At 61.7% G+C, this 17,992-nt stretch carries 16 protein-coding genes; 3 read left to right on the top strand and 13 right to left on the bottom strand.

The features are described from left to right. Nucleotides 1-56 precede the first annotated feature (56 nt). Genes ACLBXN_RS11775 through ACLBXN_RS11755 form a run of 5 tightly spaced genes read right to left on the bottom strand, consistent with a single transcriptional unit; the run spans nt 57 to nt 4,354 of the window. Entirely contained in the window at nt 57-827 is a 771-nt protein-coding gene (locus ACLBXN_RS11775; RefSeq protein ID WP_003050766.1) for an ABC transporter permease, read from the bottom strand. An 8-nt stretch (nt 828-835) separates the two neighbouring features. Next, complete coding sequence (locus ACLBXN_RS11770; RefSeq protein ID WP_447612245.1) at nt 836-1,684, bottom strand: ABC transporter ATP-binding protein; 849 nt, start codon at nt 1,682-1,684, stop codon at nt 836-838. A 57-nt stretch (nt 1,685-1,741) separates the two neighbouring features. Further along, nucleotides 1,742-2,770 (bottom strand): ABC transporter substrate-binding protein, encoded by a 1,029-nt coding sequence (locus ACLBXN_RS11765; RefSeq protein ID WP_447612244.1) that lies wholly within the window; start codon nt 2,768-2,770, stop codon nt 1,742-1,744. Between the two features lie 53 nt (nt 2,771-2,823). After that, nucleotides 2,824-3,324, bottom strand: coding sequence for a nucleoside deaminase (locus tag ACLBXN_RS11760; RefSeq protein ID WP_043004014.1), 501 nt, complete (start codon nt 3,322-3,324; stop codon nt 2,824-2,826). A 13-nt stretch (nt 3,325-3,337) separates the two neighbouring features. Beyond that, nucleotides 3,338-4,354: an ABC transporter substrate-binding protein gene (locus ACLBXN_RS11755; RefSeq protein ID WP_447612243.1), complete on the bottom strand. Its 1,017-nt coding sequence runs from the start codon at nt 4,352-4,354 to the stop codon at nt 3,338-3,340. 474 nt (nt 4,355-4,828) lie between these two features. On the opposite strand from ACLBXN_RS11755, the gene ACLBXN_RS11750 reads away from it, so the two are divergent. After that, nucleotides 4,829-5,827: an isopenicillin N synthase family dioxygenase gene (locus ACLBXN_RS11750; protein WP_447612242.1), complete on the top strand. Its 999-nt coding sequence runs from the start codon at nt 4,829-4,831 to the stop codon at nt 5,825-5,827. A 194-nt stretch (nt 5,828-6,021) separates the two neighbouring features. Here the strand turns inward: ACLBXN_RS11750 and ACLBXN_RS11745 are convergent, their stop codons facing one another. From ACLBXN_RS11745 to ACLBXN_RS11720, 6 genes are all read right to left on the bottom strand, one after another. Next, nucleotides 6,022-6,276: an acyl-CoA-binding protein gene (locus ACLBXN_RS11745; RefSeq protein WP_003050754.1), complete on the bottom strand. Its 255-nt coding sequence runs from the start codon at nt 6,274-6,276 to the stop codon at nt 6,022-6,024. A gap of 183 nt (nt 6,277-6,459) precedes the next feature. Further along, on the bottom strand, nt 6,460-7,665 hold the full coding sequence (locus ACLBXN_RS11740; protein ID WP_211457248.1) for a porin: 1,206 nt from the start codon (nt 7,663-7,665) through the stop codon (nt 6,460-6,462). 250 nt (nt 7,666-7,915) lie between these two features. Continuing rightward, nucleotides 7,916-8,887 (bottom strand): quinone oxidoreductase family protein, encoded by a 972-nt coding sequence (locus ACLBXN_RS11735; RefSeq protein WP_447612241.1) that lies wholly within the window; start codon nt 8,885-8,887, stop codon nt 7,916-7,918. A 107-nt stretch (nt 8,888-8,994) separates the two neighbouring features. Beyond that, a complete protein-coding gene (locus ACLBXN_RS11730; protein ID WP_447612240.1) occupies nt 8,995-9,963 on the bottom strand; it encodes a Bug family tripartite tricarboxylate transporter substrate binding protein in 969 nt (322 codons plus the stop codon). 17 nt (nt 9,964-9,980) lie between these two features. Continuing rightward, nucleotides 9,981-11,039 carry a 3-keto-5-aminohexanoate cleavage protein gene (locus ACLBXN_RS11725; RefSeq protein WP_447612239.1) on the bottom strand — a complete coding sequence of 353 codons (1,059 nt, stop codon included), beginning with the start codon at nt 11,037-11,039 and terminating at the stop codon, nt 9,981-9,983. A 118-nt stretch (nt 11,040-11,157) separates the two neighbouring features. Further along, complete coding sequence (locus ACLBXN_RS11720; RefSeq protein WP_447612238.1) at nt 11,158-12,006, bottom strand: TauD/TfdA dioxygenase family protein; 849 nt, start codon at nt 12,004-12,006, stop codon at nt 11,158-11,160. Nucleotides 12,007-12,163: 157 nt separating this feature from the next. On the opposite strand from ACLBXN_RS11720, the gene ACLBXN_RS11715 reads away from it, so the two are divergent. After that, the gene (locus ACLBXN_RS11715; RefSeq protein WP_447612237.1) at nt 12,164-13,198 is read left to right on the top strand and encodes an AraC family transcriptional regulator; all 1,035 of its coding nucleotides are present in this window, start codon (nt 12,164-12,166) and stop codon (nt 13,196-13,198) included. Here ACLBXN_RS11715 and ACLBXN_RS11710 read toward each other — a convergent pair. Further along, nucleotides 13,185-14,396, bottom strand: a complete 1,212-nt coding sequence (locus ACLBXN_RS11710) for a M20 aminoacylase family protein (protein WP_211457253.1) — start codon at nt 14,394-14,396, stop codon at nt 13,185-13,187. The genes ACLBXN_RS11715 and ACLBXN_RS11710 overlap by 14 nt on opposite strands. Before the next feature lie 84 nt (nt 14,397-14,480). After that, nucleotides 14,481-15,641 (bottom strand): ABC transporter substrate-binding protein, encoded by a 1,161-nt coding sequence (locus ACLBXN_RS11705; protein ID WP_447612236.1) that lies wholly within the window; start codon nt 15,639-15,641, stop codon nt 14,481-14,483. A 161-nt stretch (nt 15,642-15,802) separates the two neighbouring features. On the opposite strand from ACLBXN_RS11705, the gene ACLBXN_RS11700 reads away from it, so the two are divergent. Further along, the gene (locus tag ACLBXN_RS11700; protein WP_447612235.1) at nt 15,803-17,866 is read left to right on the top strand and encodes a molybdopterin-containing oxidoreductase family protein; all 2,064 of its coding nucleotides are present in this window, start codon (nt 15,803-15,805) and stop codon (nt 17,864-17,866) included. Nucleotides 17,867-17,992 lie beyond the last annotated feature (126 nt).

Here is a 17,992-nt window from a genome sequence, read left to right as displayed (position 1 = left end):
CGGGCAGTCCTTCTTCGTTTTCAGGTGCTGCGCTGGCAGCGATCAGCAGCAGCGCATCACTCGCCCTGAGAACCGCGGCGCGCCCAGCCCGTGGTGTGCTTTTCCAGCAGATTGAACAGCTCGTACATCACCATGGCCATGGCCCCCACCACGATCAGCCCCGCAAAGGCCAGGCCCATCTGCATGGAAGAGCCGGCGGAGACCAGCAGATAACCGATCCCCTCATTGGCAGCCGTCATCTCGCTGACTGTCGTGCCCACAAAGGCCAGCGTGATCGCGACCTTGAGCGAGCCGTAGAAATACGGCAGGGAACGCGGCAGGCCGACCTTGATCAGCACGTCCCAGCGCTTGGCTCCCAGCACGCGCAGCACATCCTCCAGTTCGGGCTCCAGCGTGGCCAGACCCGTGGCGATATTGACCATGATGGGGAAGAAGCTGATCAGAAAGGCCGTGAGAATGGCCGGGCCTGCGCCGATGCCGAACCAGACCACCAGAATCGGCACGAATGCGGCCTTGGGCAGAGCATTGAATGCCGTCATCAGCGGATAGAACGCCGCATAGGCCAGGCGCGAGGAGCCGATCAGAAACCCCAGCAGCACGCCCACCACGATCGCCAGCGCAAAGCCCGCCATCGTCACCCAATAAGTGCGCCAGGCATGCATGGCAATCGTGCCCGCAAACTCATAGAGCTGATGGCCTATGGCCCAGGGGCTGGGGAAGATGAATTCCGAGACGCCGAAGCCCGAGCAGATGATCTGCCAGAGCAGGACGATCAGCAGCAACAGCAGCCAGGGAGCCCAGCGCTCGGCGGTTTTTCTATGTTTCATGATGCGCCTTATTGAGGAATGGCTGCAGCGGTGTCGGTGCCGCTTTTGCGCAGGGCGCCAATATGGCCGCGCAACTCGTAGACGATTTCCGAGAACTCGGGGGTGTAAGTGACCTCCAGATCGCGCGGGCGCGGCAGGTCGATGTCGCGGCGCACCACGAAGCGGCCCGGGCTTTTGCTCATCACATAGACGGTATCGGCCAGGAACACGCTCTCGCGCAGATCATGCGTGACCAGGATCACATTGAACTTCTGCTCGGCCTGCAGGTCGCGCAAAATGCACCACAGCTCTTCGCGCGTGAAGGCGTCGAGCGCGCCAAAGGGCTCGTCGAGCAGCAGCATCTGCGGCTCGTGAATCAAGGCGCGGCAGATGCTGGCGCGCTGCTGCATGCCGCCTGAAAGCTGCCAGGGGTATTTGCGTTCATAGCCAGCGAGCCCGACCTTGCCCAGCAGCTCTATGGCACGGGCCCCGTATTCCTTGCGCTTTTGCTTGAACTGCGAGCGGTGCGGCTCCACGATCTCCAGCGGCAGCAGCACATTGTCCAGCGTGGTTCGCCAGGGCAGCAGCGAAGAGGACTGGAACGCCATACCCGAGATCTTGAGCGGCCCTGTCACGCGCTGGCCATCGACCGTGATGCGCCCCATGGACGGCATCTTCAGGCCCGTGGTGAGCTTCATGAAAGTGGACTTGCCGCAGCCCGAAGGGCCGACGATGGCGATGAACTCGCCGCGCTGCACCGTGAGGTCGATGGCTTCCACCGCAAAGTGGTTGGCCTGCAGCAGCTCTTCGTTATAGGCCAGCCAGACGTCTTTGAATTCGACAAATGGCCGGGCAGCTTCTGTATCTGATGACTTCATAAAAACAGGCTGTAGCGCCTGTCACACAAGCGCATCCAGCTATCAATCAATGAGCAATTACTTTTTGGGAAAAACGTCGAGTTCCGCTACGGGCGGCAGGAAACGGCCGTTCCAGAGCGTCTCCGGGTTCACGCGTGTCTTGGTCGCATAGACGTCAGAGATCTGGGAAGCCATCAGCGCCATGCGTGTGGGGCTGACCTGGCCAAAGCCCTCGCCGCGCGCATCGGCGGTGTTGATCACGGTGTCGATCGCCAGTTGCAGACGGCGGGTTTCGAGCGCCGTGTTGACGATGCCGTCGCGCTCCTTCACATAGGCAATGGCAGCGCCGGGGTTGGCCATGACTTCCTTGGCGCCCTTGCTGAAGGCCTTGAGGAAGGCACGCACGGCTTCGGGATTCTCGCGCACCAGCTTGGCGCTGGCGATGATGGCGTTGCCATAGAGCTTGACGCCGTTGTCGGCAAACGGCATGACCGCCACATCGGCCGCCTTCACGCCACGCGCCTCCAGGTTCAGCAGCGAAGTAAAGGTAAAGCCCGTGATGGCATCGATATCGCCGCGCACCAGCATGGTCTCGCGCAGCGGCGGATCCATGGTGGTCCATTGCACATCGCCGACCTTGTTGGCCTTGGCAAACAACGGAAAGCCGCGTCGGCCTGCATCAAAGACCGGCGCTCCCAGCTTCTTGCCCGTCAGGTCCGCAGGCTTGGCGATGGCGCTCTTCTTGAGCGCCATGACCGAGGCCGGCGTGTTGTTGTAGACCATCATCACGGCCACGGGCTTGTCCTTGACTTCGGGGTTGTTGGCATGAAACTCCATGAGTGCGGCCAGATCGGCAAAGCCCATGTCGTAAGAGCCCGATGCCACGCGCTGAATCGCGCCACCGGAGCCGCTGCCGGCATCCACCGTCACATTGAGCCCAGCGGCCTGGAAATAGCCCTTGGCAACTGGCTGCAGAAACAGCGCAGCAGGTCCTTCGAAACGCCAGTCGAGCTGGAATTTGATGGGCGTTGCGGCAAAGGCTGCCGTGGCGCTGGCAAAGCTGCCCAGGGCCAGAACGGATTGCAGGAACAGGCGCTTGGTTTGCATGGTGGCTTCCCTCTCTCTATGTCAATGAATTGCGGTTGAATGAGTGCCGGGGCTCAGACCTTCCAGGCGCCCTGGTGCGAACTGCTGGCCTCTTCGATCAAGGCCGGCCCGATGCATTCGATGGCGTGCGAAGCGGCCTGAAACACATCGCGGCAGGACAGCTCGGCATCCTTCTGATCGAGCCGCTCGCCACGGAACACGCGCAGCCGCTCGGCATCGATGCCATAGACCACCCTGCCGATGGCGGACCAGAAGATCGCGCCGGCACACATCACGCAGGGCTCGGCAGACGAGTACAGCGTGGCGACGGCCAGCTCATCTCGTGAATGCAAGGGGCTGGCCAGGCGGATGGCGGACAGCTCGGCATGGGCCGTGCAATCGCCGCTTTCGCCGTTGGCATTGCTGGCCCGGGCCAGCACGCGTCCGTCGGCGGCCACGATCAGCGCGCCGAAAGGCCGGTTGCCGCGCTCACGTGCCGTATCGGCGAGCGCAATGGCTTCGCGCAAATAGCGGCCATCAGCGTCATTCAAGGCCTGGGCTTGAGGCAATGACATGGTTGGTTCCTCCTCAGGCCTTGAGCATGCGCGCCGACCTGGCGGGCAGCATGCTGCTGTTGAACAGTGCGTCGGCAGATGGCGTGGTCTTGAGCGCAAAGGTCTGCACCACGCTGTCCAGCTGCTGCTCCATCAAACGCTTGCTGAAGTCGCCCAGTCCATGGCTTTTCGTGTCTGCCGCTGCCACATACTGTGCGGTGATGGACCAGCGCTCCAGCTCCAGCTTCTCATCGAGAATCGGCTCGCGCTGGCGCACGGCGGCAATGCCTGCTGCGGGGTTGGCAAGGCATTCCACAATCGCACGGTTGGTGGCGCGCAGGAAAGCGGCCACGACCTGCGGCTTCTCGGCAATCAACTGGCTGGACGCCAGGATCGCATTGCCATACAGATGAACGCCGGCATCGCTGTAGCGCAGTATGGAAAGCTCCTCGGACTTGAGACGCGCAAACAGCGATACCGCCGAGTCATGGAAATAGGTGGCGGCATCCACATCGCCACGCACCATGACGTTGTCGCGTGCCGAGAACTCCGTTGTCGACCAGGCAAACAGATCCGCAGGCAGGTTCTTGCGCCGCGCCACCATGGGCCAGGCACGGCGCGTGGACTCCACCGCCGCTGCGGCCACCTTCTTGCCCTTGAGACTTCCGAAGTCCGAAGTGATGCCCCGGTCCTTGCGTCCGATGATCACAAAGGGGGCGCGGTTGTAGTACTGATAGACGGCCTGCACACGAGGCGTGCCGGCGTTCTGCGCATTGAATTCGATCAGCGAACTGATATCGCCCAGTCCCAGCTGGTAGGCGCCGCTGGCAATGCGGGTGATGGAGGCCACCGAGCCCGACCCCACATCCAGGCTCACATCCAGCCCCTCATCGCGGTAGTAGCCGTTTTGCTGCGCCAGAAAGAAAGGAGCAGTCTGGCCGTTGACACGGAAATCCAGCGTGAATTTCAGCGGCGTCAGCGACTTGCCCTGGGCATGAACCCAGGGCGCACCGCAAAGAGGCAGGGCAGCAAGAAAATGGCGACGTTGCATGGGGGAACTCTCAGGTCTCTGGCGACAGGAATGCCGGCGGCGGCAGCCACTGGCAGGACTTGAGCAATTTCCTGGCACTGCACACGGATGCAGGCTGAACGCTTCTACTCGTTCAACCTTCTAGCAATTGGCGTGCCTGCTTTTGATTTCCGCTTGTCGGGTATCAACAAGGTGCACGTCCGAGCAGCGCATGCATGGATTCATGCACGGCAGTGCACCAGTTTGAAGCCATGCACCAAAACCAAGGGCGCCTGTGCCCTAGCGAATGGCTGGCACGCTGTTTGCTGCACTCAAATCAAGAGTAGAAGCGTTCAGCACGGTGCTTCTGACCATCGCCGGTCAGCAGCTTCGCGGGTCATTGCTCTTGAAGTGGGTGCGGCACACAGCCGCACCTGGTATCCACACTTCAGGTGCCAGCAACCGCAAGCCTCACTGGCATCGCCGGTGTCTGAAGTCATCGCAAGAGAAATTCTTATGCAGAGCATGACCAACCACTCTTACAGCCTTGGCGAACTGGACAAGGAAGCCCGTATGGGCGGGCAAGGCGCAGAAACCTCGGCGCGCGAAGTTCGCGTCATAGACATCAGCGACTTCGAGCAACGCAAGCAGGAGATTGCCGAGCAGATCTGGAGCGCTTCGGTGGAAATCGGCTTCTTCCAGGTTTCCGGCCACGGCATAGCCCAGGCCGATATCGACGCCGCATTTGGCAGGGCCGAACAGCTATTTGGCTTGCCGCCCGAAACCAAGGCGCAATGGCCGCTATCGCGCAACGCAGGCTGGGAGCACAAGGCGCAGATCCGTCCCTCCACGCGCACTCCCGACCAGAAAGAGTCCTATCAGGTCACACGCCCACGCATGCAGGGCCTGTGGCCCAGCGAGCAGGAGCTGCCCGGCTTCCAGCAGGCCACGCTGGCCTTTGAGCACCAATGCTGGCAGGTGGGTATGCAGCTGCTGTCCTGCTTTGCCTACAAGCTGGGCTTTGACGAGGAGTTCTTCACCCGCGCACATGACCCCGCCGTGCCCAGCTACCAGAGCACGCTGCGCATGCTGCATTACTTTGCCGTGGACCCTGCACTCAAGGACGAAATCGGCCTGTGGCGTGCAGGCGCACATACGGACTTCGACTGCCTGACGCTGTTGTTCCAGCGCGCCGGCCAGGGTGGGCTGCAGGTGCTGCCCGGCAAGGAGGCCGAAGCCCAGCAATGGACGCCCGTGAAGCCCGTGGATGGCGTCATCACCTGCAATATCGGCGACATGCTGATGCGCTGGAGCGACGACCAGTTGCCCAGCAACTTCCACCGCGTGCGCAACCCACAGCCCCATGAGTACCAGGGAGCCCGCTACAGCCTGGCCTTCTTCTGCCAGGCCAACGAAGATGCGGTGATCGAAGGGCCGGCCAAAAAATATCCACCCATTACAGGGGCGGAATATTTGCGTCAGCGCATCAGCGCCAATTTCTCGAACAGGTACTGACACCCTCTGAGCAGCCCTGCTGCTTCCCCCAAGGGGGGCGACACCTTCGGGACGGAGCGGACCTTCCTTGGTGCCCCCGGCTTGGCGGGGCGCCAGTTTCCGGCCTCCGTCTTTGGCGCAGTGTGATGTGGTCTGAATTGAAACGACAAGGCCCCGGAACCCGGGGCCTTGTCGGCAATCAGCGCCGGAGCGGATCAGCGCAGCGACTCGATGAGATCGATGTACTGTTGCTTGGCCTCATCCGGCGTCGTGCCTTCCAGCTTGGCCCAGGCGTCCCACTTGGCGCGTGCCACCATGTCAGTGAAGCTGGGCTTCTTGGCTTCGTTGTCACCCTCGGTCGCCTGCTTGTACAAGGCATAGATCTTGAGCAAGGTGGCGTTATCGGGACGCTCGCCAAGCGAGGTGGAATTCTTGACGGTCTCTTCAAACCGGGCGTTCAGATCGGACATGAAAGGTCTCCTGGGCTTTAATAATCGAGGCCAGTGTAGCCAAAAATCAGCCAAATTAGAACGACCGTTCTTTTTATTTCACAAAGTACCGCAACGCCGGCAAGCGAGCAGCCCTTTGCGGCACGCTCTCCCTCAGATCCGCCTCTTCGTGATTCGCCTCGCGGCAGCAGCAACGTGCTGCCTTCAGAACATCATGCGCAGACCCGCATCAAAGCCCAATGCGCTGCGTGGCTGCATGCCGGGGCTGTTGCTGTAAGCCGGTTGCGGCATGATGACCGGGCTGCTGACGGCCAGCGGTGTCACACCCATCACCGCAGGATTGTTGTGTCCATTGCTCACGCTGATACGCGACACCGTGGTGTAGAGCGCCGTGCGTTTGGAGAGGTTATGCACATAACCCAAGGCCAGCTTGTTCACCGATGCGTCGCCGGCTCCCTGCCCATTCTTGAATTGCACCCTGGCCACCGACGCCCTGAACTGATGCAGCCCGACAGGGATTTGCACACCCGCCAGAAGCCCGTCATAGCGGTCTGTGGCCCGCACATCGCTGCGCGCGTTGCGCACCTGCGACCACTCGCCCAACACGCGGACCGGACCGAAGTTGTACGAACCTCCCAGGTTCAGGGACTTGATGGTTTCCTTGCGACCGTTGAAAGTGCCCAGCATGCTTTCGCCATAGCCCAGCGCAATATCGGTGGGGCCACTGGCCCAGCCAATGCGTCCACCGGCATAGCGGCCGCGCCTGGCATCATTCTCCGGGAAGGCATACATCAGTTGACCATAAATTCCGCCCAATCCTGTCGGCAGGTGGTAGCCAATGGAGTTGTTGGCGCGCAGATAATTGTCCGTGCCTGCCGACAAACCGTTTCCCAGCAAGCGCTCCGGCAGCGTGCCGCTGGTCTGCGTACTCAGCGCACGGTTGATGGCCAGGTTGCTGCTGACCACCGCCAGCAAATTGACGCCCACGCCGTTGACGGAATAGGGATCAAAGGCCCAGTCATTCAGAAACGACGGCGTGTGATCACGCCCAAGGCGCAGCTCGCCCCAATTGCCCGCCAGGCTGACGGTGGAGCGTCGCCCAAAGTTCAATGCGCCGCCGCCCGTGTCGTTGGTCACAGGCGCTTCCAGCCACATGCTGGCAGACATTCCAGCACCCAGATCTTCAACGGCACGAACACCCAGACGGCTGGCCAGATTGCCCGATGGTGACAGCGCCCAGATACCTTGACTGGCCGTGCGACCGGAGCCGTCCCAGGAATTGCTGCGCACCATGTAGCGGCTGACGCCCGCATCCATGACACCGAACAGCGTCACGGATGACTGAGCGCTGGCCAGACTGCTTGCGGACAGGGCAAAAAAACTCCAGATATAGCGTGAAATACGTGGCATGTCATGTCTCCTTTTCGTTATGAGTTCGCGGTCTTGATCCGCGAAATCACTCTAGAAAAGGAAGGCTGCAGCTCTTGTGCAGTTGATGCCATTCATTGCTTATTTGGTGCCATCTGCCCAAGGTGAAATCCCTAGGAATGTCGCCCCGCCGCATGGCCAATGTCAGACAGAAAAAAGCCGGCACCTTGGAAAAGGAGCCGGCACAGATCTTCGCAATGGCTTTACGCGCTCAACATTTGCACCCTGGAGCTCATGGCACGAGTACCGTGGCCCCCACGGTCTTGCGCGCTTCCAATGCGCGATGGGCTTGTGCCGCCTCGGCCAAGGCAAACTCCTGCTGCGGCTCACTCACGATGCGCCCTGCCAGCACGTGCTCGAACAGCTCTGTAGCCATCTCCAGCATATGTGAGCGGGGCTGGATGTAATGCACCATGGCCGGCCTGGTCATCCAGATCGAGCCTTTGGCAGCCAGCAGCGATGAGTCCACCACCACGGAGCCGGAAGAGGTTCCGTTGCTGACCAGCGAGCCACGCGGCTGCAGGCAATCGAGCGAGTCCATCAGTGTGTCCTTGCCTACCGAGTCATAAACCACGGGAACGCCCTTGCCTGCCGTGATTTCCTTCACTCGCTCGACGATGTTTTCACGAGACGTCACGATGGTGTGCGCGCATCCGTTCGCCCTGGCCAGTTCGGCCTTCTCATCCGTGCTGACCGTACCAATCATGTTGACTCCCATGGCGCGGGCCCACTGACAGGCAATCAGGCCTACGCCTCCGGCAGCTGCGTGGTAGAGAATGGTTTCGCCGCCCTGCAGCGAATAGACCTGACGGAACAGATACTGGGCCGTCATACCTTTCATCATGAGTGTGGCTGCAGTACGGTCTGAAATTCCGTCGGGCAACGGAATCAGCACTTCTGCAGGCATCACACGCGCCTGTGCATAAGCGCCTTGCGGACCGATCAGATAGCCAACGCGGTCACCCACCCGGATATCCGTCACACCCGTTCCGACGGCCTCGACCACACCTACGGCATCCGAGCCCAGCCCGTTGGGCAAGGCCAACGGATAACGCCCTGAGCGGAAGTACACATCGATGAAGTTGAGTGCGATATAGCTATGTCGCACACGCGCCTGGCCCGGGCCGGGGTCTCCCACGGCAACGTTTTCCAGTCGCAGAACTTCTGGACCGCCAGTCTCGTAAAAGCGAATGGCCTGAGTCATGAAATGCTCCTGTATCAATTGTTCACAGCGAGGTGCAGCAAGCGCTGCAAAGCAAAAGTCCGGGCATCCTCAGCCGCAGACATGCCCGGACCGATAGACGAGCCGATTCAGTTCAGCTTGATGCCGAAATTCCTGACGATCTCACCGTTGCGCTGGTACTCGGCCTGCAGATCGGTAGACAGCTGCTCCAGAGTGCGCTCCTGCTTGATGGGCTCGAAGCCGGTGGACAGATAACGCGCCTGCACCGCCTGGCTGGCGTTGACCTTCTGCAGCGTGGCATTGATCTTCTCCAGCAACGGCTGCGGCGTCTTTGCCGAAGCAAACACACCCGCCCAGTTGCTGAAATCAAGCTCCGGATAACCGACCTCGGCCATCGTCGGCACATTGGGAAAATCGGACAAGCGGCTCTTGTAAGCAACGGCCAGCAGCTTGACCTTGCCACTGGGAACCAGCGGTTTGGTGGTCACGGAGCCGTCGAACATCAGCGGAATCTGATTGCCCATGATTTGTGCCAATGCCGGTGCAGATCCAGGAAACGGCACATGCTGCATGTCCAGGCCGGCCTTCTGATTCAGGATCGCCCCTGCGTACTGCGATGCCGTCCCCTGGCTGTAGGAGGCAAAGGACAGCTGACCCGGATGGGCCTTGATATAGGCAATGGCCTCCTTGGCATCCTTGGCCGGGAACTGAGGCGAAGCAATGAAAACCATGACGGAGCGTGCCATCTGCGAGACGGGCCTGACATCCTTCATGGCATCAAAGCCCCCCTTGAGCACGTGCGGAACCTCGGTCAGGATATTGGTCACCGTCACCAGCAGGGTATTGCCGTCTGAGGGCTGGGACAGCATGTATTTCACCGCCATGGCACCACCGGCACCGGGGCGGTTTTCCACAATCACAGGCTGTTTGAGCTCGTGCGCCAGCTGATCGCTGATGATGCGTGCAAACACATCGATCGTGCCGCCGGGCGGGGCGGGAACAATGAGCTTGACGGGCTTGTCGGTGAAAGCGAGAGCGCTGCCAAGCGGCAACGCAGCAGCCAGAGCCATGGATAAAAAAACGGGAATGCGTTGCATCGTGCGCTCCTTTGACCTCAGGCGACTTTGCGCAGAAAACCCTGCTGAGCACCGTTGCGATTCGGAGCAAAGCCGTTCCTTGCCAGGCTCTCTTCCACGGTGTCGTAGAACACGCCGATCTGGCAGATCTCGCGCGCCTGGGCAGGAGTGGCGATGGGGCGGCTGCATTCCTTGGCAATGCGCACCAGTTGCTCGATCTGCTCCACCGTGCCTATTTTTCGGGTCCGGGTCTGGTTCCACAGATTGTCTTCGGTGCCGCAGCGCACATGCAGGCCCATGGCAATTCCCATGAGATTGATGGGCAGCACGTTCAGCACCGAGGCCTCTACCGTGAGCACCGCACCGTCGGGCACGGCGCGCACAAAATTGGCCAGGCTGTAGACGCTGGGCTGGTCCATGCCGCCACCGATGGCCACCCAGTTCAGCACCAGCGGACCTTTGTAGATGCCGCGACGCATCAGCCGCTCCACCGACTCGAAGCTGTTGATGTTGTAGCACTGGAAGGCACTCTGAATGCCGGCCGCACTCAGGCGGCGTATATGTTCTTCGGCCCAGCCCGGCTGTGCAGGCACGGTCATCTCCTTGTAGGCATTGAACACCGCTGGGTCCTCCATCGAAGTGCCCTCGATATCCCGCGCATCGAACTGCTCCAGAATGTTCATCTGCGAGGTATTGATGGTCACCGTCACCTGGTCGGGCTTGGGGTCCAGCTCGGCCAACATGTGGCGGGTATCGTCAGACAGCCATTTGGCGGCCGCGCCATCGGTTTCGGGTGCAAAGCTGATCGACCCACCCACCTGGATGATCATGTCCGGAACGCGGGCACGCACGCCGGCAATCAGCTCGTTGAACTTGGAAAGCCGCTTGCTGCCGCGACCGTCGAGTTCACGCACATGCAAGTGCAGCACCTGGGCGCCGGCGTTGTAGCAGTCCACCGCTTTTTGAATCTGCTCCTCCATCGTGACGGGAATTTCGCCTGGGAAGTCCTCCGGCAGCCACGAAGGCGCATAAGGAGCTGCGGTGATGATGAGAGGCTGCTGGTTTTCGGCAACCAGGTGACCGTCGAGGAAATTCATGATGGTGTCTCCGTAGTTATATGAATGCCATGCCCGCGCTCGGAGCCTTGCGTGCAACTGTGCTTGCACCGCACCGCTCGGTCAGGTTCTGCGCCTTGCCACGGGCGTCTTCCGATGCTCAGAAAGTCGGTGTGCCGATGATTCCGGCGCGCTCCATCTTTCGATGGCTGGGCGGGTAGTCCATCACCGCGTAATGCTGTGTCGCGCGGTTGTCCCAGATGGCGATGCTGTCGGGCTCCCAGCGCCAGCGGACCTGGTACTCAGGGATTGCGGCCTGGCTTATCAAGAACTGCAGCAGACTGGATGAGCCCTGGGTGAAGTCCTGGCCCACACGCACATTGGCGGGCGTGTGGAAGTTCGTGAAATGAGTGGTGAAGCCGCTGACAAACAGCACTTTTTCACCGGTTTCCGGATGTGTACGAACCACCGGGTGCTCGGCATCCGGAAACTGCGCCTTGAGGGCCAGACGCTTCTGTCCAGGCATGGCTGCGCCAAAGGTGCACTCAATGCTGTGACGTGCCCGCAGCGGGGCTATCACGTCCTTGATATGCGATGGAAGCATCTCGTAAGCCAGTGCCATATTGGCCCACATGGTGTCGCCGCCAACCGGCGGACATTCGACGCAGCGCAGTACGCAGCCCATGGGCGGCACCTCGCGCCAGGTGGCATCGCAATGCCAGGAGTTTTCATACCGGTCCAGCGGCTTGTCCGGCGTCTTGTAGATCTGCACCAGGCCGGGATGCTCTGGGTCGCTGCCGACCACCGGGTGGTCCTCCAGCTCGCCAAAACGCCGGGCAAAACCGACATGCTCGGCGCGACTGATTCTCTGGCGACGCAAGAACAGCACCTTGTGCTTGAGCAAGGCCGCCTTGATCTCTGCGAAAAGCCCATCATCGCGCAGCGCATCCGCCAGTTGCACATCGACCAACTCCGCGCCTATGGCACAGGTCAGAGGGTTTATCTGCATAACTGTCTCCTACACTTTTTTGAACCCAGGCTTGTTGCTAGTCTCTGCCGCCCGGTAAGTCCACTGTAGAAAACCTGTGTCACATAGGTTGTGCATTTCATGCCGCACGCTATGCATCTCATGCCAGAATTTCTCCGACTTTTTGCGTGGAGCAGTCATGGTCACTTTTGTGCGCGCGGCATCTCTGACGAATTTTTCGGAACTATTCAGCGAACTGGGAGGAGACCCTGATGCGGCATTGCGTCGTGCCGGCCTGCGTCCAGCCGTGGTGCGCGAGCAGGATCAGCTGATCGATGCGTTGACAGCCGGGCGCCTGCTGGAAGAAGCTGCAAGCATCACGGGTTGCGAAAACTTCGGGCTGCGCATGGCGCAATCACGACAGGTCTCAAACTTCGGTGTCGTCAGCCTTTTGTTGCTGCACCAGCCCACCTTGCGCAAAGTGCTGAGCACACTCATCGAGCATGTGCACATGCTCAATGAGTCGCTGGTGATTCATATGGACGACGCCAATGGCGTCGTGGTGCTGCGCGAAGAGTTCACCCTGCCGGATGCATTGCCGCAATCCATGGAACTGGCAATCGGCGTGCTGTTTCGCACCTGCAACCTGCTGCTGCAGGAGCAATGGCGCCCGCTGCGCGTCTGCTTCAACCACCCCGCGCCCGGCGACACCGGCCTGCACAAGCAGATGTTTCGTTGCCGCGTGGAGTTTGATGCGGACTTCAACGGCATTGTGTTTCGCACCGAGGACCTGGATGCCCCCAACCCCTTGGCCGACCCGGTTCTGGTGCGCTATGCCAAGACTATGGTGGACACCACGCAGCAGGGCCGTCAGGCCTCCGTCGGCCAGCAGGTGCGCAAGGCCATCTATCTCATGCTGCCCTCGGGCAATGCCACCTGCATCTGCGTGGCCCAGGGCCTGGGGCGCAGCGTACGAACCCTGCAGCGCGAGCTGGGCGGTGAAGGCCTGAGCTTTACCGACCTGCTGCAGGAAGTTCGCTCGGAACTTGCCCAGCGCTATGTGCGCAACCCTGACTACCCTGTGGGCCAAATCGCCTCCATGCTGGGCTACAACAGCCACAGTGCTTTCACACGCTGGTTCAGCACGCACTTTGGCTGCCCGCCCGAGGTCTGGCGTGAAAGAAATCCTCCACCCAGCCCGCAACGGCGGGCCCAAGCCTTCAGGCGCGCGTAGGCTGGTCCAGCCAGCGCTGGGCCAGCTTGACCCAGAAAGTCGCGCCCAGCGGAATCAGCGCATCGTTGAAGTCGTAGCTGGGGTTGTGCAAGGTGCAGGGACCTCCGCCATGCCCCAGGGCGCGGTGATCACCGTCGCCGTTGGCGATAAAGCAGTAGGCACCGGGCTTTTCCAGCAGCATGAAGGCAAAGTCCTCGGCCCCCATGGATGGCTCTTGCGGCACCACACCGGCATCGCCCAGAATCTCGCGCATCACGGCCTGCGCAAACTCGGCCTCGGGGGCAGTGTTGATGGTGGGCGGGTAGTTGCGCACGAACTCGAACGTGCATTGCGTGCCATGCGCGGCACAGACGGCCTCGCTGATCTGCTGCATGCGCTGCTCGATGAGGTCCAGTACCTCAAGCGTGAAGGTACGCACCGTGCCCTGCAGCTCCACGCTGTCCGGCACGACGTTGGTAGCCTCGCCGGCATGGACCATGGTGACCGACACCACGCCCGCCTCAATGGGCTTGACGTTACGGCTGACGATGGTCTGGAAAGCCATGATGAGCTGAGCCGCCACGGGTACCGGGTCCACCACCATATGTGGCATGGCCGCGTGGCCGCCCTTGCCGCGTACCACGATCTTGAATTCGTTGCTGGATGCCATGGCGGGCCCTGCCCCCACGGCCATGGTGCCGGCCTTCATGCCCGGCCAGTTGTGCATGCCAAACACGGCCTGCATGGGGAACTGCTCGAACAGCCCGTCGTTGACCATCTCGCGAGCGCCGCCACCGCCTTCCTCGGCTGGCTGGAAGATGGTGTAGACCGTGCCCTCGAAGCTGTCGCGGTGTGCGGCCAGATATTGCGCCGCCGCCAGCAGCATAGCCGTGTGGCCGTCGTGACCGCAGGCATGCATCTTGCCCGCATGGCGGCTGGCATGGTCAAAGGTGTTGAACTCCTGCATGGGCAGGGCATCCATATCGGCACGCAGGCCGATGGCACGGCCGCTGCTGCCGCCGTCGCGGCCATGGATGATGCCCACCACACCGGTCTTGCCCAGACCGCGATGGATCGCTATGCCCCATTGCTCCAGCTTCGCCGCAACCAGATCCGAGGTCCGTATTTCCTCAAAACACAGCTCGGGGTGGGCGTGGATATCGCGACGCAACGCGGCAATGTCAGGGGCGCTTGCTTGAAGTTCGGGCAGCAGGGCCATGCGCTCTCTCCTTGGGGTCATCAATGGCAAAGATGCCATGATGGCCCAAAGCGAGAGAGCTTGCGCCCTGCACGCCTCAAAGCCTCACACGCGGACCTTGCCGTCGCCTGTGAGCATGGACAGCTCGACAAAACGCGGCTTGCCGGCCTGTGGGCGGAAGGCGATCGGAAAACCCGCCACCTGCTGACCATTCATGGCCTCCAGCGCCGCCACCAGGCCATCGCGCTGCAACCGGCCAGCGGCAGCGGCGGATTTCAGCGCCTCGCCCGCGACACGGGCAGCCAGATAGCCCTCCATGCTCGAGTAATCGGGCTGCAGCGACGCACCGCTTTTCTGCAGGGCGGCCTGAAACTCGCGTGCCAGCGGATGCGAGGTCTTGAACGGCGATGGCACGACCTGGGTGACCACCACCCCCTCGGCCTCCTTGCCCAGTGCCTGCGCCAGTGCCGAAGTGCCCACGAACGAGACGTTGTAGAACTGCCCGCCATAGCCGGCCTGGCGTGCTGCTCGCACAAAGGCGGCACTGGCTGCATAGGTGCCGACCTGCACGATCACATCGGCCCCCAACGGCACCAGGGTCTTGACGGCCTTGGCCACATCCCGGGAGTTGCGCTCCACCGTGGCGGCGCCCACGGGCTTGAGGCCGTGACTTTGCAGCGCCTGTGTCACTCCCTCAAGACCAGACTGACCATAGGCATCGTTCTGGTGAAACACCGCGATCTTCTGCAATCCCAGCGAGACCAGCTGCCTGACCATGAGAGCAGTTTCATCGGCATAGGAGGCACGCAGATTGAAGACCGTCTGGGCGAGCTTGGTTTCGCGCAGGCCGGCCGCCCCCGTCATCGGCGCAATCAGTGGCAGCCTGGCTTTCTGCACCAAAGGCAACGCCGCCATGCTGGTGGGCGTTCCCAGATAGCCGAACAAGGCCATCACATCGTCGGTAATGAACTTCTGGGTATTGGACACGCAGCGTTCAGGCTCGTAGCCGTCGTCCAGCGTGCGCAGCTCCACCTGGCGGCGACCGATGCCGCCCTGGGCGTTGAGCTGATCGAAGTACAGCTTGGCGCCCTGCGCGAACTGCGTCCCCAACTGTGCCGAGGGACCGCTCAGCGCGCAGGATTGTCCGAGCACGATGGGCCCGCCCGCATCCTGTGCATAACAGGCGCCGGTCAAGCCCCCGGCCGCCGCAGCAGCTGCTGCATTCATGAATTGACGACGGTTCCACTCCACTCGCTTGTCTTGCATTGCTCTCGATCTCTCTCTACGGGCTACTCGTTGCTACGGGCTGGATCGGCCCGTTTCTGGGGTCTTGCACCTCAGGCTTTTTGGCAAGGATGCGCGCCGCATAATAGGCCCACAAAACGGTCTTCAGCCGCAATTCGGTCCAGATTTTTCGAACCCACGACATGCCTCATATCGTTCAAGTACGCGGCGCCTGCCCGCATGACTGTCCGGACACCTGCGCCCTGGTCACCACAGTGGTCGACGGCACGGCCACCAAGGTCCAAGGCAATGCAGACCATGGACACACGGGCGGCGTGCTTTGTGCCAAGGTCAGCAAGTACACGGAGCGCACCTACCACGCCGGGCGGGTGCTGCAGCCGCTCAAACGCAGCGGCCCCAAGGGCAGCGGCCAGTTCACTCCCGTGAGCTGGGACGAAGCCCTGAGCGATATTGCCCAGCGCCTGCACGGGATTGCCCGGCGCGCGCCCGAAGCCATACTGCCCTACAGCTATGCCGGCACCATGGGTCTGGTGCAGGCCGAAAGCATGGACCGGCGCTTTTTCCACCAGCTGGGCTCCAGCCTGCTGGATCGCACCATCTGCGCCAGCGCCGGCAGCGAAGCACTGACCGCCACCTATGGCGGCAAACTGGGCATGCGCGTGGAGTTCTTTGCCGAAAGCCAGCTGATCCTGATCTGGGGCAGCAACAGCATTGCCAGCAATCTGCATTTCTGGCGCTATGCGCAGGAAGCCAAGCGCCAGGGCGCCAAGCTGATCTGCATAGACCCGCGCAAGAGCGAGACCGCCGACAAATGCCACGAGCATCTGCAGCTTCTGCCGGGCACCGATGCCGCACTGGCATTGGCGCTGATGCACGAGCTGATCGTGCACGACTGGCTGGACCACGACTACATCGCGCAACACACCCTGGGCTGGGAGGCACTCAGGGCCAGAGCCTTGCAGTGGCCACCCGAGCGCGCCGCCAGTGTCTGCGGCCTGAGCGTGGAACAGATTCAGTCCTTGGCACGCGATTACGGCACGACCAGGCCTGCGGCCATTCGTCTCAATTACGGCATGCAGCGCGCACGCGGCGGCGGCAATGCCGTACGTGCCGTCGCTTGCCTTCCGGCCCTCGTCGGCGCCTGGCGTCACCGCGCGGGAGGACTGCTGCTGTCCGCCTCCGGCGTCTCACCGTTCAACCGCACGGCGCTCCAGCTGCCACAGCTGCTGGGCGAGCGTCGCCCACGCACACTGAACATGAGCCAGATTGGCGATGTGCTGCTGCATGAGGGCGGCGCCGGCTTCGGCCCCAAGGTGGAAGCCGTCCTGGTCTACAACAGCAACCCCGTTGCCGTGGCACCCGAGTCTGCCAAGGTGGCAGCAGGCTTTGCCCGCGAAGACCTGTTCACCGTGGTTCTGGAACATTTCATGACCGACACTGCGGACCATGCCGACTATGTGCTACCCGCCACCACCCAGCTAGAGCATTGGGACATCCACGGCAGCTACGGTCATACCGACGTACTGCTGAATCGCCCGGCGATCGCCCCCCAGGGCCAGGCACGCAGCAATGCGCAGATCTTTCGCGATCTGGCCATGCATATGGCCAGGCTGGACCGCGCTTTTGCAGCAGCATGTTTCTCGGAGTCCGACGAAGCTCTTTGCCGTGCAGCGGTTGCACATACTGCGATTGATTTCGAAGCCCTTCTGCAGCAGGGCTTTGCCCATATTCCGCTGCCCGATGCGCCATTTGCCGAAGGTGGCTTTGCGACGGCTTCGGGCAAATGCGAATTCGACAACCCCGCCCTGGCGCGGTTGGGGGTCAACACACTGCCCGACTATCTGCCCAACTACGAACCGCCCACGGCCGCCTACCCGCTGGCCATGATCTCGCCACCGGCACGCAACTTCCTCAACAGCAGCTTTGCCAATGTGGCCAGCCTGTCCCGTATGGAAGAGCGCCCGCTGCTGGAGATGCATCCCGATGACGCGACTGAGCGCGGCATTGCCGACGGCGACCCGTTGCGTGTCTTCAACCTGCGTGGCGAGCATGTCTGCCATGCCGCCATCAACGGCCGTGCTCGCGCAGGCGTGGTGGTGGGCCTGGGCATCTGGTGGCGCAAGCAGGGAGCCAATGGCACGAATGTGAACGAGCTGACGCATCAGCAGCTCACCGACATAGGCCGGGCCCCCTGCTTCTACGACTGTGCAGTGCAGGTGGAAAAGTTCAAGGACTTGTCGCTGTAAAACGGCTGCATGGTGGTTGACCATGAGCAGGGCCCCGGCGCGAGGAACCATAATGCAGGCATTCAATGAATATGCGGCCGGGGTCTGAGCCTGTCAGAGCACACAGGTACAGCGCAGAGCCGCCCT

The organism is Comamonas sp. C24C (assembly GCF_053345995.1).
The sequence above is the reverse complement of the archived record's forward strand: the minus strand, read 5'-3'. Positions and strand labels throughout refer to the sequence as shown.